This is a genomic window from Pedobacter segetis (assembly GCF_016623585.1).
Lineage (GTDB): Bacteria > Bacteroidota > Bacteroidia > Sphingobacteriales > Sphingobacteriaceae > Pseudopedobacter > Pseudopedobacter segetis.
The window spans coordinates 48,968-64,108 of sequence record NZ_JAEHFY010000013.1; the positions used below are offsets into that span (position 1 = coordinate 48,968).

The following is a 15,141-nucleotide window of genomic DNA, read 5'->3' on the forward strand; positions in this document are numbered from 1 at the left end:
ATCATGAATCAAGAAAGAGGCCCAATTTCACAGTTTATAGAAAAGAATTACCTGCATTTTAATTCAGCAGCTTTAATGGATGCCGCAAAAGGTTATGAAACCCATTTAGCAGAAGGTGGTAAAATGATGATTACCTTAGCAGGTGCAATGAGTACCGCAGAATTAGGTATTTCCTTGGCAGAAATGATCAGGCAAGATAAAGTGGCGATTATCTCCTGTACAGGGGCAAATTTAGAAGAAGACATCATGAATTTGGTTGCCCATTCGCATTACAAAAGGGTACCTAACTATCGCGATTTAAGCCCTCAAGACGAGTGGGATTTGTTAGAGAACCATTATAATAGGGTAACGGATACCTGTATCCCAGAAGAGGAGGCTTTCCGTCGTTTGCAAAAGCATATCCAAAAAATTTGGATGGATGCAGAGGCTGCGGGAGAAAGATATTTCCCTCATGAATTTATGTATAAAATGCTTTTGAGCGGCGATTTAGAACAATACTATGAGATTGACCCTAAAAATTCTTGGATGCTCGCTGCTGCAGAAAAAAACCTGCCCATAGTGGTGCCAGGGTGGGAAGATTCTACCATGGGAAATATTTTTGCCTCGTATGTGATAAAAGCACAGTTAAAGGCAACAACCGTTAAAGGTGGCATAGAATATATGGCTTGGCTTGCTGATTGGTATGTTAAAAATTCTGATGGGAAAGGTATCGGTTTCTTTCAAATTGGTGGCGGCATAGCAGGCGATTTCCCAATTTGCGTAGTCCCAATGTTGTATCAAGATATGGAAATGGAAAATATTCCTTTTTGGAGTTATTTCTGTCAAATCTCAGATTCTACCACCTCTTATGGTTCATATTCTGGGGCAGTACCAAATGAGAAGATCACTTGGGGTAAACTGGATATACATACGCCTAAATTTATTGTAGAGTCAGACGCAACCATTGTTGCCCCCTTAATTTTCGCATGGATATTAAAACAATAAATCATTAAAAACCCCATAAAAAAAGCAGGATCTTAACAAGTCCTGCTTTTTTTATTATAGAAACAACTAAATTGACTGTTGCTAATTACTGATTTCTAGTTTTATAATCTGGTAATGAGTTTGCAAATATCACAACTCCAACTCCGGCAATAAATAAGCCCCCAAAAAAGTAGAGTGCTGCAGCTTTAATTCCATTGGTAGAATCTGCTGGGTTAAAAGAAACTGCAGGTGTTAAAACAATAGATCCTATTAAGATTAAAACACCAATAACAATGATAGAAATACCAAGCGACTTTTTCATTTTTTTTAAATTTATGAGGCAAATATAATAAACTGTTTAAATTTTTTGGGAGAAATATTTAATGAGCAACTTAAATTTACCAGATTAATAATAGGGCGTTGCCCAACATTATCGTGAAGGGGGCACATCATACGCCATATTTCTTACCATAAAAAATCGATCAAAGGATATCGCTCTTATGGATTAAGCAAAAGAAATCGTTAAACGGATATAAATAAGTTGTGAAAACTCAAAATAAAAAGAATCCCGATATTATATTTTTTGTCGATTGTTTAAATCAAAAAAGGCTAAAACATACGCTAAACCATCTTTAAACATATTGTTTAGAATAATTCTAAATTATTAATATCAGTCATGAATTTGTCAGCCCATGATTAAATAATTATACTTTTGTGCTTCAGAAATGTGAATTAAGAAACCTTAACCGCACATTTTTAATACCCTAATATTTTAATTTTTGTATAAGAAACTCAATATGAGAAACTTCTCATCTGATTTAAGAAGATTTTTAAGACCATTGGCAATAGCATCTGTTATCGCTTTTGGTGCTTTAAGTTCATCGCTAGCTCAAACGGCTCCAGCAGATTCAGCAAAAACTGCCGCTCCTGCAGAAAAAGCTGCAGGAGGTGCAGCCCCAATAGGTGATTCAAAGGCCGGTGAAGCTTTATTTAAAGCAAATTGTACTTCATGCCATGCTTTAAACAAGAGGGTTTTAGGCCCGGCTCTTGCCGGTGTTACCGAAAAACAAAGCAGAGAATGGCTTCACAAATGGATCAAAAATTCTCCTGCTTTTATAGCAACAGGAGATAAAGATGCCGTTGCCATTTATGAAGAGTTCAATAAAGCAGGGATGACCCCTTTCCCGCAATTTAGCGACAACGATATTGATAATATATTAGCTTACATAAAAGTAGAGGGTGATAAAAAACCTGCGGCAGCAGCAGGTTCGGGCGCAGCAACTGCAGATGCAGCGGGCACTTCAGATGGCGGGATCAGTAATTTTATGATATTCGGTTTAATTGCCGTAGTGGTAATTGCGTTCTTGGTAATACTGGTTTTAAACCGAGTTATTGGTACCTTGGAGCGTTTATTGCTCAAAAAAGAAGGCGAAGTTATACTGCCAGATGAACAAGACGATGAAGACGCAGAGCCAAAAGATAGATTAGCAACTGTTAAAAAGCTTGCAAAGAACAAGAAATTGGTGTTCTTTGTGGTTTTAGCGGTTACCATTACTTTGGGTTCTTTTGGATGGATGGGATTATGGAATACTGGCGTACAACAAGGCTATCAACCGGTACAACCTATCAAGTTTTCGCATCAATTACATGCCGGTACTAATCAAATACAGTGTCAATATTGCCATTCTGGCGCATGGAAATCTAAGAACGCAACCATTCCTTCTTTAAATATTTGTATGAACTGCCATAAATATGTTCAAGCAACAGAGAAATACAATGGAGAAATTTCACCAGAAATAGCTAAAATTTATTCTGCTTTAGATTACAATCCAGAAACTCAAAAATATGGAGATAATCCTCGCCCTATTGAATGGGTAAGGATCCACAACTTGCCAGATTTGGCTTACTTCAATCACTCACAACACGTAAAGGTTGCAGGTATTAAATGCCAAAAATGTCATGGCCCAATTCAAGAAATGCAAGAAGTTTATCAATATTCTCCACTTACCATGAAATGGTGTATCAATTGTCATAAAGAAACTCAGGTTAACTCTAAAGGAAACCCTTATTATGATAAAGTGATTGCTGCACATGATAAGATCAAAAAAGGAGAAAAAGTTACTGCCGCTGTTTTAGGTGGTATCGAGTGTGGTAAATGTCATTATTAATAATTAGCAACAAACATTACAGTCTTATATAGCTTAAATGGAGAGCACAAAAAAATATTGGAAAGGTTTAGAGGAAGTTCAAAAGACTCCTGAGTTCGTTGAAAGAAATAAACACGAATTTGCAGAACCACTTCCTGTAGAAGAATTATTAGAAGGTACAGGTTTAAACTCACCTACACCTCGTAGAGATTTTTTAAAAGCAATGGGTTTTGGATTGGGAGCAGTAAGCTTAGCGGCTTGTAACGTTGCCCCGGTTGTTAAATCTGTTCCTTATTTGATTAAACCAGAAGAAGTTACCCCGGGTGTACCTAACTATTATGTTTCTAGCTACAAAGGCGGAAGTATTTTGGTAAAAACTAGGGAAGGAAGGCCTATTAAAATTGAGGGTAACCCGAAATGCTTAATTAACAATGGCGGTTTAAACGCCCAAGCACAAGCGGCAGTTTTAGATTTGTATGATATCTCAAAGCTAAAAGGACCCGTTGTTAACGGAGTGGATAAATCTTGGGAAGATCTTGATACTTATGTTAAACAAGCACTGTCAAAAGTCCAAGCATCTGGTAAGTCCATCGTATTGGTAAGCAATACCGTTAACAGTCCATCTACAAAAGCGGCTATCGCAGATTTTTCTGCTACTTACCCGGCAACCAAGCATATCATGGTAGATCCGGTGTCATACTCAGGTATTTTAAAAGCAAACCAAACTAGTTTTGGTAAGGCGGTTTTGCCCCAATATCATTTTGAAAAAGCAAACGTAATTGTAAGTTTTGGTGCTGATTTCTTGGGATCATGGATTTCCCCAGTTCAATTTACCAAGCAATATGTTAAAAACAGAAACTTAGCTTCGTTAGAAGATAAGAAAATGTCCCGTCATATTCATTTTGAGACTGGGATGAGTTTAACGGGTACAAAGGCCGACTCAAGAATACCTGTAAAATTATCAGAAGAAGGGCCAGCTTTGCTAAACTTATACTCAGCAATCACAGGATTTTCTAACGGAGGCGCCTCACTTTCTGATAACAATGCCGCAGATGCTGCCGTTAAATTGGCTGCTAAAGAGTTATTGGCCGCTAAAGGTGCCGCATTGGTGGTCTCTGGTTCTAATGATCCAGCAACGCAAAGCATCGTTAATGTAATCAACAGCGCATTAGGTAGTTATGGATCAACTATAGATTTAGATAATCCATCATACCAATATATGGGAGATGATGCCGCATTTGCAATGTTGCTATCCGATATGAAGGCAGGGAGAGTTGGGGCTGTTATGTTTTTAAACTCCAATCCGGCATATTTTTCGGCAACATCGAAAGATTTTGCAGAAAGCATCAAAAAAGTTGACTTAACAATATCTTTTGCAGATAGGGTTGATGAAACCGCTGCTTTATGCCAAGTTGTAGCCCCAAACCATAATTTCTTAGAAGCATGGGGCGATGAAAATGCAGTTGAAGGTTACTATACAATTGTGCAACCAACTATTAATCCGATCTACAATACCCGTCAAGCAGAATTAAGTATGCTAAATTGGGCAAATACTCCTGTTCAAGATTACTATACTTACGTAAGGGGGAATTGGGAAAAGACCGTTTTAGCCGCTGCTGGTTTAAAGTGGGATGATATTTTGCAATCTGGTTTTGTATCGATGGCTGCTAAACCAATAACAACCAACGTAACCACAACAGATATTTCTAATGCAGTTTCTACAATTATAAAACAAAGTAAAGCATTAGACAAAGATATTCAGCTACAGGTTTATCAATCTGTGGCAATAGGTTCTGGCGAGCAAGCAAATAATCCTTTGTTACAAGAAACACCAGATCCGGTTTCAAAAGTAACTTGGGATAACTATGTTGCCATCAATCCTAAATATGCACAAAAACTAGGTATAGCTCAATTTGATATCGTTACGGTAAAAGGAGCTAATTATTCAATTGATTTACCCGTTCTTCATCAACCTGGCCAAGCGCAAGGTACCGTTTCTGTTGCCTTGGGATATGGAAGAAAAAATGCCGGTAAAGTTGGAGACAACGTTGGTCAGAATGCTTATCCATTTTTGAGTTTTGTAAACGGGACACTTCAAAATAATACTACCGTTACTGTAACAAAAACCGGTGGTTATGAAGAATTAGCGCAAACACAAACCCACCACACTTATGAAGGTAGGGGCATTATTAGAGAGGCTACTTTTGCTGAGTATAAAAAAGACCCTGCACATGGCAGTGGTAACCATGGAGAGAAAAAACATGAATCTTACGATTTATGGAAAAAATACGATCATCCTGGGCATAATTGGGTAATGGCTATCGACTTAAATGCCTGTACTGGTTGCGGTGCCTGTATTGTAGCCTGTAGTGCCGAAAACAATGTGCCAGTTGTTGGTAAAGATGAAGTAAGACGTAGAAGGGAAATGCACTGGATACGTATTGATAGATATTACACTTTTGAAGACGGCGATAAAAAGCTAACAGATGAAGATTCTATCGTAGAGATGGGCGGTAATATGGAAAATGTTTCTGTGGTGCATCAGCCCATGATGTGTCAGCATTGTGATCATGCCCCTTGTGAAACCGTTTGCCCTGTTCTAGCTACTGTTCATTCTAACGAAGGGATTAACCACATGGCTTATAACCGTTGTGTTGGAACAAGATATTGTGCAAACAACTGTCCTTACAAGGTTCGTCGTTTTAACTGGTTTAACTATTGGAACGACTCTAGATTTGATAATTATTTGAACAATGAATTTACACAATTAGTTTTGAATCCGGATGTTACCACTCGTTTCCGAGGTGTAATGGAGAAATGCTCTATGTGTTTACAACGTATCCAAGCAGGTAAATTGCAAGCTAAGATAGATAAGAGAGTATTAGTTGATGGGGATATTAAAGTTGCTTGCCAACAAACTTGTCCTGCTAATGCAATTGTATTTGGAGATGCTAACGATCCTAATTCAGAAGTTTCTAAAGCACTAACTAATGAAAGAGCTTACTATGTACTGGAAGAATTAAACGTTCAACCGGGTGTAGGCTACATGACAAAAATCACAAACAAAGGATTACAAGAAGCTTAATATTTAAAAATATAATTTAAGATATGTCATCTCATAACGAATCAATATTAAGAGAACCATTAATAACCGGTAAGGATATTACTTACGCAAAGATCACCGATGATGTTTTGTGGCCGGTAGAAAACAAGCCTAACAGGGCTTGGTGGATCGGATTTATAGTTGCCGCAATGGGCGCATGCCTTTGGTTGTTTGCGGTTAGTTATACTTTCTGGAACGGAATTGGAGCTTGGGGATTAAACAAGACCGTTGGTTGGGCTTGGGATATTACAGGTTTCGTATGGTGGGTAGGTATCGGTCATGCGGGTACTTTAATTTCTGCGGTATTGTTGCTGTTCCGCCAAAAATGGAGAAATTCTATCAACAGATCAGCAGAAGCGATGACCATCTTTGCGGTAATTTGTGCAGCCACATACGTTGTATCGCACATGGGCCGCCCTTGGTTAGCTTATTGGCCGTTACCATTGCCAAACCAGTTTGGGTCTTTATGGGTCAACTTTAACTCACCCCTAGTTTGGGACGTGTTTGCAATATCTACTTACTTCTCTGTTTCATTGGTGTTCTGGTATGTAGGTTTATTGCCAGATATTGCTACAATTAGGGATAGGGCAACAGGATTAAAAAGAAGAATTTATTCTATACTTTCTTTCGGCTGGACGGGTTCTGTTAAAACTTGGCAGAGGTTTGAAACCGTTTCATTAATATTAGCCGGTGTGGCAACTCCATTGGTACTTTCTGTACATACCATCGTATCTATGGATTTTGCAACATCTCTTATCCCGGGATGGCACACTACAATTTTCCCTCCTTATTTTGTTGCAGGAGCTATATTTTCTGGGTTTGCAATGGTACAAACTTTATTATTGGTAACCAGAAAAGTATTAGGATTAGAGAATTACATTACCATGTTCCACATAGAATCGATGAATAAGATCATCGTTTTAACAGGTTCAATAGTAGGGGTAGCCTATTTAAGTGAGTTCTTTATAGCATGGTATTCTGGTGTTGAAGGCGAACAATATACCTTTTTGCATAGATTTACTGGGCCATATTGGTGGGCAGGTTGTTTTATGTACGGTTGTAACGTAGTGATGCCTCAATTGTTCTGGTTTAAGAAGATAAGAACAAATATTGCCATTTCTTGGTGCTTATCAATTGTGGTAAACATTGGTATGTGGTTCGAGAGGTTTGTAATCATCGTACTCTCATTAAACAGAGATTATTTGCCATCAAGTTGGGCCATGTTTTACCCTACATGGGTTGATATTTCTGTATTTGTTGGCTCAATAGGTGTATTCTTTACATTATTCCTGCTGTTTATCAGGGTTTTGCCATCCGTTGCTATGGCAGAGGTAAGGTTGATATTAAAGTCTTCTTCAGAACAGGCTAAAAAGAAATTAATGAAAGAAGGCAAAGTGAATGAGGCCGAGGCTGAATATTATGTGGAGTCTCTGAATGCCTATGATAGTGTAGAACAAGCAGATTACGTAAAAATTTAACAATGAGTGATATCAAATATATTTTAGGCTTGTTTGAAGATCCCGATGATATGATGAATGGGATCGATAAGTTACAAGATAACGACATCAGCGTTTATGATGTTTATACGCCAATGCCCATACATGGTATTGAAGATAAATTAGGGGTTAAAAGAAGTAGGCTGGATATAGTTGCATTTATATGCGGCATTACAGGTACTTGTACGGGCTTCGGTATGATTTATTTTATGTTGGTGATGGATTGGCCAATGAATGTTGGTGGTAAACCTAACTTTGCCATTCCAGACTTTATTCCGATAACTTTTGAATTAACGGTTTTATTTTGTGCTTTTGGGATGGTAGCAGCTTTCTTTTATAGAACTCACCTATTTCCAGGTAGGGCGCCAAGGGTAATGGAGCTTAGGGCAACAACAGATCGTTTTGTTATTGCTATCGACGCTAATAAAGGGTTTGACAATCAAAAAATAGACAATTTACTAAAAGAGGCAGGTGCCATAGAAATCAAGCACAACGATAGAAAATATGTTAGCTATGAATAGAACAAATATATTAGGTTTAGCTTTTGTTGCGGTTGTAGTGGCAACTATTTTTAGCTCATGCCATGATAAGCGTAGCAGGGGTTTAGAATATGCGCCAAATATGTATTATCCAATCGCATACAATCCAGATCAAAAGAATCCGATTTTTGCTAACGGTATATCCGCTCAGGTACCGCCACCGGGCACAACCCCAGTTGGTTTTACCAGATTTGATGAATTTCCAAATACACCAGAAGGTTATGCGGCGGCAAGCACAGGTATAACTAGTCCTTTAACCGTTACTAAAAAGAATTTGTTAGAAGGTAAGCAATTATATTTAGCTTTTTGCAGCCCCTGTCATGGAGAAAAAGGCATGGGGAATGGACATATAGTTGAGTTGGGTAAATTTCCAGCTCCCCCTTCCTATTCTACTGGTAACTCATCAAGAGGCGGGGCAATGAAAGATCTAACAGATGGAAAGATTTATCATACCATCCAATATGGATTAAATTTAATGGGGTCTTATGCTTCCCAACTTTCTCCAGAAGAAAGATGGAAAGTTATCATGTACGTTCACCAATTACAAAAACCACAATAATCGATTAACAAAAATATGGGAGCTCATCATCATTCATATAATTTTTCAGAAAAATTTGACTTTAGTGGTAAAGTTAAAACATTAAGCATCGTTGGTATTATCATTGGCATTATTGCAGTAGCTTTTGGTTTTTTAACAGGCCATAGCGAGCGTACTTTCCTTAACTTACTATTGATGAGTTATTATTTTACCTGCGTATGTGCAGCCGGTGTTTTCTTTTGTGCCATACAATTTGTTGCACAAGCCGGATGGTCTGCTGCATTGTTACGTGTACCCCAAGCGTTTGGCAAAGTTTTGCCATTAGCTAGTATAATTTTACTTATAGTTGTAGCCTCTGGTTTATTTTCTCATAACCTTTATCATTGGAACACACCAGAAGGTTCAGAAGAGTTCAGTCCGTCTAAATCTTTCTACCTAAGCCCAATTTTCTTTTTGGTTAGGATCGTATTGTTTTTAGGTGCCTACAGTATTTTTGCAGGTATTTTAACAAAAGCATCTGTAAATGAAGATCTTCACGGGGGGTTAAATAGCTATAAGAGAAGTATCAAATATTCGGCTATATTTTTAGTGATTTTTGGTTTCACTACTCCCGTATGGGCATTTGATACCATTATGTCTTTAGAAGCAAATTGGTTCTCTACCATGTTTGGATGGTATAACTTTGCCGCAATGTGGGTTTCTGGCTTGGCAGCTATTACCGTTACTTTAATTTTATTAAAAAAAGCAGGCTATTTGAGCTGGATCAATGACAATCATTTCCATAACTTGGGACAGTTTGTTTTTGGTTTTTCCATTTTTTGGACTTATATCTGGTTTGCTCAATTTTTATTGATTTATTATGCAAATATGCCCGAAGAAACCGTTTATTTCTATAAACGATTGGAAGGTTTTTATATGCCTCTGTTTTGGTTAAACCTGATCATCAACTTTATGTCGCCAGTTTTAATCTTAATGTCAAGAGACGCAAAAAGAAAACGAAATATGTTATTATTTGTATGTATTATACTTCTGTGCGGACATTGGTTAGATTATTATATGATGATCATGCCTGGGACATTAGGTGATGCAGCAGGTTTTGGAATTATTGAAATTGGAACAATTGTGGGTTTTGTGAGTTTGTTTGCTTTTACGGTAATGGCATCATTAAGTAAATTATCACTTGCTCCAAAAAACCATCCTTTTTTAGAAGAAAGTTTAAATCATCAAATATAATTTGATATTCGGAATGAAAATTTATAAGTTTTTTAATATGAAAAAAATCTTTTCATTATTTGCACTAATAGCATTGGCTTTTAATCAGGTAATGGCGCAAGATACAGTTGCAGGTGCCGCAGAAGAGGTAAGCAAAACTGATGGTTTGGCTAAAATGGTTGGATATTATCTGTTACTTTTCTTATTGCTTTGCATATTTATCGGTATAGTAGGTAAAATTCTCCAAGTATATGACCTAACAAAAAAAATCCAAGGTAAAAAAGAGGGAATAAAATGGAACAACATCAATGGGCTTATTTTCGCTGTTTTTTTGGTTTTGGGCCTGTATGGAGCATATTGGTGTTACACGGTGCAAGGCGCACAGATTTTACCAGATGCGGCCTCTATACATGGAGCTAAGATAGATTCTATGTTGAACGTAACATTGATTTTGACAACCATTGTGTTTGTAATTACTCATATTTTGCTTTTCACTTTCGCTTATCGTTACAAATTTAATAGAAAGAAAAAAGCTTACTATTATCCTCATAACAATACTTTAGAAAAATATTGGACTATTACCCCTGCAATTGTTTTAACAATTTTAGTTTTAATGGGATTTTTTACCTGGAGAGGGATTACCAACATATCTAAAAGCGATATGGCAAGTGCCATCCAAATCGATGTAACAGCACATCAATTTGCTTGGGAAGTAAGATATGCCGGAAAAGATAACGTTGCGGGCAATAAAAATTACAAATTAATTGGGAGCCTTAACGGCTTAAATACCCTAGGTTTAGATCTTTCTGATAAAAGAAATTATGACGATTTAAAAGTGAGCGAAATTGTACTACCCGTAAACAAATCGGTAAGGTTTACTTTAGGCTCACAAGATGTTATCCATAGTTTTTATATGCCAGATTTTAGAGTTCAAATGAATTGTGTGCCAGGTATGGCAACTTTTTTTCAATTTACTCCTACGATCACCACTGCAGAAATGCGAGAGAAAACCGGAAACCCAAAATATAATTACAAATTGTATTGTGCAAAAATTTGCGGTGCTTCACATTATAACATGCAATTTGCAGTTAGGGTTGTTTCAGAGAAAGAATATAAAGAATGGATTAAACAACAAAAGCCAATTGTTACTGAAGATATGAAAAAGCAATATCAATTGGCCATGAAAGATAATTTAGCACCAAAGAATAATAAAATTGCATTAAATAATTAAGATTAAAACTGAAAGAGATTATGTCAACAATTGCAATTCATACCTCAGCTACGATGCATCATCATGATGACCATTCTCATGGCCACCATAAAGAAACTTTCTTAACTAAATATGTTTTTAGTCAGGATCATAAAATGATTGCCAAACAATTTTTGATTACTGGTATCATTATGGGCGTTATCGCTATGACGCTTTCTATTTTGTTTAGGATACAACTAGCCTACCCAGATCATAATTTCCCCTTATTAGAGGTTTTGTTGGGAAAATTTGCTCCAGACGGAAGGTTAGACCCTAACTTTTACTTGTCTTTAGTAACCATACACGGTACCATCATGGTATTTTTTGTGTTAACGGCCGGTTTAAGTGGTACATTCTCTAATCTTCTTATCCCCCTACAATTAGGCGCTAGAGACATGGCATCTCCGTTTATGAACATGCTTTCATATTGGTTGTTTTTTAGTGCTAGTGTAATCATGTTATCCACATTTTTCATAGAATCTGGGCCAGCAGGCGCAGGTTGGACTATCTATCCACCTTTATCTGCTTTGCCAAAAGCAATGCCAGGGTCTGGTTTAGGAATGACACTTTGGTTGGTATCGATGGTACTATTTGTTGCTTCATCTTTGATAGGAGGTATTAACTATGTTTCTACCATCCTTAACATGCGTACCAAAGGGATGGATTTATGGAAAATGCCATTAACCTGTTGGGCTTTCTTCTTAACCGCCGTTTTAGGGATTTTATCGTTCCCGGTATTAGTTGCAGGTATCGTTCTATTGGTTTTCGATAGAAGTTTTGGAACTTCATTTTATCTTTCTGATATATACATAGGTGGGCAAGCATTGGCAAACGAAGGTGGTAGCCCTATTTTATGGGAACATTTATTTTGGTTCCTAGGGCATCCAGAGGTTTATATAGTAATTATGCCGGCAATGGGTATTGCTTCAGAAGTAATGTCTGTTAATTCTAGAAAGCCAATTTTTGGTTACCATGCAATGGTATATTCTTTAATAGGTATTACCGTATTATCTTTCATAGTATGGGGGCATCATATGTTTGTTACAGGTATGAACCCTTTCTTAGGTGGGGTGTTTATGATAACCACTTTAATAATCGCAGTTCCTTCAGCCGTAAAAACTTTTAATTGGTTAGCAACATTATGGCGAGGAAATATAAGGTTTACCCCCGCAATGTTATTTGCTATCGGTTTGGTTTCTTTCTTTATTTCTGGCGGATTAACCGGTATTTGGTTAGGAAATGCAGCCTTAGACATTAATCTGCATGATACCTATTTCGTTGTGGCCCATTTCCATCTTGTAATGGGCTCTGCCGCAATTTTTGGTATGCTAGCAGGTATTTACCATTGGTATCCTAAAATGTTTGGCAGGCTAATGAACCCAAAGTTAGGTTATCTGCATTTTTGGTTAACCTTTGCTTCTGCATATTTGGTTTTCTTTCCAATGCACTTTATGGGCTTAGATGGTGTGCCGAGAAGATACTACGCTTTTACAGAATTCGAGTCGATGCAAAAATGGTTATCGGTAAACGTTTTCATTACTTGGGCCGCAATTTTAGGTGCAGTTGCTCAAGTTGCATTTTTGTTTAACTTCTTTTATTCGATTTTCTTCGGCGAGAAATCTACCCAAAACCCTTGGGAAGCCAATACCTTAGAATGGACAACTCCTGTAGAGCGTATCCATGGTAACTGGCCAGGAGAAATACCTACTGTTTATAGGTGGGCTTATGATTATAGCAAACCAGGTCACGATGCCGATTTTATTACCCAAAACACGCCATTGTCTGAAACGATGAGTTCTAACCTTCCTCATGATTTTGCAGGAAACGAAGAAGCTGAAAGAATCCAAGAGCAATGGAATATCGAACATAAAAACATCGATAGTAGAGAAGAGGTAAAGTAATATTTCTGCTATTTATATTTGATTGGGGTATCATACTATAAGTAGATACCCCAATTTTATACAACAGTAATGTATTCTAAGATAGAAAAGTCTTTTTTAAGAGTAAATTTAATTTCCATCATATCTTTATTCTTGTTGATCCTTGCAGGAGGGGTGGTAAGAAGTTCGGGATCTGGTATGGGATGCCCAGATTGGCCAAGATGTTTCGATCATTATATTCCTCCAACCGATGTGTCTGCATTACCAAAGGATTATAAGCAGAAATACGTTGCTCAAAGATTGGAAAAGAACAAAAAATTCGCCAATCTTTTAGATAAATCCGGATATCCCGATTTGGCCAATAAAGTAAGAAATGATGAGACCATAAAACTCCCGGAAGAATTCAATGCAATCAAAACCTATACAGAATATATAAACCGGTTAATTGGCGCAATTACTGGCTTATTATTATTGCTAACTTTTATTATATCTATAAGATTATTAAAGGTTAGGAAGAGATTATTTTGGTTAAGTGGCATTAATCTTTTATTGGTTGTATTCCAAGCATGGCTAGGATCTATTGTGGTTTCTACAAATTTAATGGCCTGGATAATTACTGTACACATGTTAGTTGCCATTTTGATACTTGCAATAACCATTTATACCTATTTCGACTTAAAAACTTTTAAGAATAATGACATTACCAACAATAAAGTAAGTTTAGTAATGAAGATATTTGCAGTAATTTTAGTTCTGTTATCCATTGTTCAAATAGCCGTTGGTACAGAAGTAAGAGAAGAGGTTGATGCTGTGCAAAGTAATTATAAAGAATTATCAAGGAGCGAGTGGCTTAATGAAGTAGGACAGGTTTTTTCACATCACAAAGAATTGGCTTTGTTGTTAGTTATCGCCAATGGGGTGTTTTTCTTTTTACTGATGAAGGGAAACAATTATAATAAAAGAACCACGGTTTATGGTAAGTATATTCTCCTTTTATTAGGATTACAATTTATAACAGGTTTGATATTATCTAATTTTAGTTTGACTCCTTGGGGGCAAGCTCCCCATGTTTTATTGGCAACACTTATTTTTGGCGCACAATTTTACTTACTACTTATTTTATTAAAAAAACCTTTTTTAATTAATAGCAATTGAATACGTTTTTAAAAGATTTCAAGAATTTAGTTAAACTAAGGCTAACTTTTTTAGTGGTTTTTTCTGCTTCTATTTCATTTTTGATAGCAGCAGAAAGCCAGCTTGCCATACATTGGGGCAATTGGATAAAATTGGTGATCGGCGGTTTTTTGGTAACCTCTGCGGCAAACGGCTTTAATGAAATCATTGAAAAGGATTTAGATAAATTGATGCAAAGAACGGCAGACCGCCCTTTACCTTCTGGAAGGATGACTAACGGCCAAGCTTTGGTAATAAGCTTGGTTATGGGCATATCTGGCACATTCTTATTAGGAAGTTTAAATATACTAACTGGTTTACTATCTGTTTTTTCGATATTTTTTTACGCTTTTATATATACACCGTTAAAACGCAAATCACCCATAGCAGTATTTGTTGGGGCAATTCCTGGTGCCTTACCACCTTTGATCGGTTACGTTGCTGCCCATGGCTATATCGATCAAATAGCATTGGTTCTTTTTGCGATACAGTTTGTATGGCAGTTCCCTCATTTTTGGGCAATTGCCTGGGTACTAGATGATGATTATAAAAAAGCGGGCTTTAGGTTATTGCCAACCACCAAAAGAGATAAAACCAGCGCAATCATTACTTTTATGGCTACCTTGATATTAATCCCTGTAAGTTTGTTGCCAACATTTTATGGTTTTGGAGGTAACATAATAGCGGTGGTATCGGTCATAATTGGATTGGCTTTTTCTTACCAAGCTTTGGTTTTGGTAAACAGACTAGATATAAAAGCGGCAAGAAGCTTAATGTTTGGAAGTTTTCTTTATCTCCCAATAGTGCAATTAGTTTTATTATTTAATTTAACGTAAACAAA

General features: G+C 36.9%; 12 protein-coding genes. 11 read left to right on the top strand and 1 reads right to left on the bottom strand.

Annotation, left to right across the window (positions count from 1 at the left end; translation table 11 throughout):
• The first annotated feature begins 3 nt into the window (after positions 1-3).
• Entirely contained in the window at positions 4-984 is a 981-nt protein-coding gene (locus tag I5M32_RS10235; protein WP_200586143.1) for a deoxyhypusine synthase family protein, read from the top strand.
• 85 nt (positions 985-1,069) lie between these two features.
• Here the strand turns inward: I5M32_RS10235 and I5M32_RS10240 are convergent, their stop codons facing one another.
• The gene (locus I5M32_RS10240; RefSeq protein WP_200586144.1) at positions 1,070-1,285 is read right to left on the bottom strand and encodes a hypothetical protein; all 216 of its coding nucleotides are present in this window, start codon (positions 1,283-1,285) and stop codon (positions 1,070-1,072) included.
• 475 nt (positions 1,286-1,760) lie between these two features.
• Between I5M32_RS10240 and I5M32_RS10245 the strand changes: the two genes are divergently transcribed.
• The 10 genes from I5M32_RS10245 to cyoE all read left to right on the top strand — a co-directional run bounded on the left by I5M32_RS10245 (position 1,761) and on the right by cyoE (position 15,136).
• Entirely contained in the window at positions 1,761-3,131 is a 1,371-nt protein-coding gene (locus tag I5M32_RS10245; protein WP_200586145.1) for a cytochrome c3 family protein, read from the top strand.
• 37 nt (positions 3,132-3,168) lie between these two features.
• On the top strand, positions 3,169-6,195 hold the full coding sequence (locus I5M32_RS10250; RefSeq protein WP_200586146.1) for a TAT-variant-translocated molybdopterin oxidoreductase: 3,027 nt from the start codon (positions 3,169-3,171) through the stop codon (positions 6,193-6,195).
• A 23-nt stretch (positions 6,196-6,218) separates the two neighbouring features.
• The gene (gene nrfD, locus I5M32_RS10255) at positions 6,219-7,691 is read left to right on the top strand and encodes an NrfD/PsrC family molybdoenzyme membrane anchor subunit (RefSeq protein ID WP_200586147.1); all 1,473 of its coding nucleotides are present in this window, start codon (positions 6,219-6,221) and stop codon (positions 7,689-7,691) included.
• A gap of 2 nt (positions 7,692-7,693) precedes the next feature.
• Complete coding sequence (locus tag I5M32_RS10260; RefSeq protein WP_200586148.1) at positions 7,694-8,230, top strand: DUF3341 domain-containing protein; 537 nt, start codon at positions 7,694-7,696, stop codon at positions 8,228-8,230.
• A complete protein-coding gene (locus tag I5M32_RS10265) occupies positions 8,214-8,807 on the top strand; it encodes a c-type cytochrome (RefSeq protein ID WP_200586149.1) in 594 nt (197 codons plus the stop codon). The genes I5M32_RS10260 and I5M32_RS10265 overlap by 17 nt, the downstream gene beginning before the upstream one ends.
• Positions 8,808-8,822: 15 nt before the next feature.
• Positions 8,823-10,019: a quinol:cytochrome C oxidoreductase gene (locus I5M32_RS10270; RefSeq protein ID WP_200586150.1), complete on the top strand. Its 1,197-nt coding sequence runs from the start codon at positions 8,823-8,825 to the stop codon at positions 10,017-10,019.
• A gap of 37 nt (positions 10,020-10,056) precedes the next feature.
• On the top strand, positions 10,057-11,229 hold the full coding sequence (locus tag I5M32_RS10275; protein WP_234461931.1) for a cytochrome c oxidase subunit II: 1,173 nt from the start codon (positions 10,057-10,059) through the stop codon (positions 11,227-11,229).
• 20 nt (positions 11,230-11,249) lie between these two features.
• A complete protein-coding gene (locus tag I5M32_RS10280) occupies positions 11,250-13,148 on the top strand; it encodes a cytochrome c oxidase subunit I (RefSeq protein ID WP_200586152.1) in 1,899 nt (632 codons plus the stop codon).
• 69 nt (positions 13,149-13,217) lie between these two features.
• On the top strand, positions 13,218-14,282 hold the full coding sequence (locus tag I5M32_RS10285) for a COX15/CtaA family protein (protein ID WP_200586153.1): 1,065 nt from the start codon (positions 13,218-13,220) through the stop codon (positions 14,280-14,282).
• On the top strand, positions 14,279-15,136 hold the full coding sequence (gene cyoE / locus I5M32_RS10290) for a heme o synthase (RefSeq protein ID WP_200586154.1): 858 nt from the start codon (positions 14,279-14,281) through the stop codon (positions 15,134-15,136). Before I5M32_RS10285 ends, cyoE begins: the two co-directional genes overlap by 4 nt.
• Positions 15,137-15,141 lie beyond the last annotated feature (5 nt).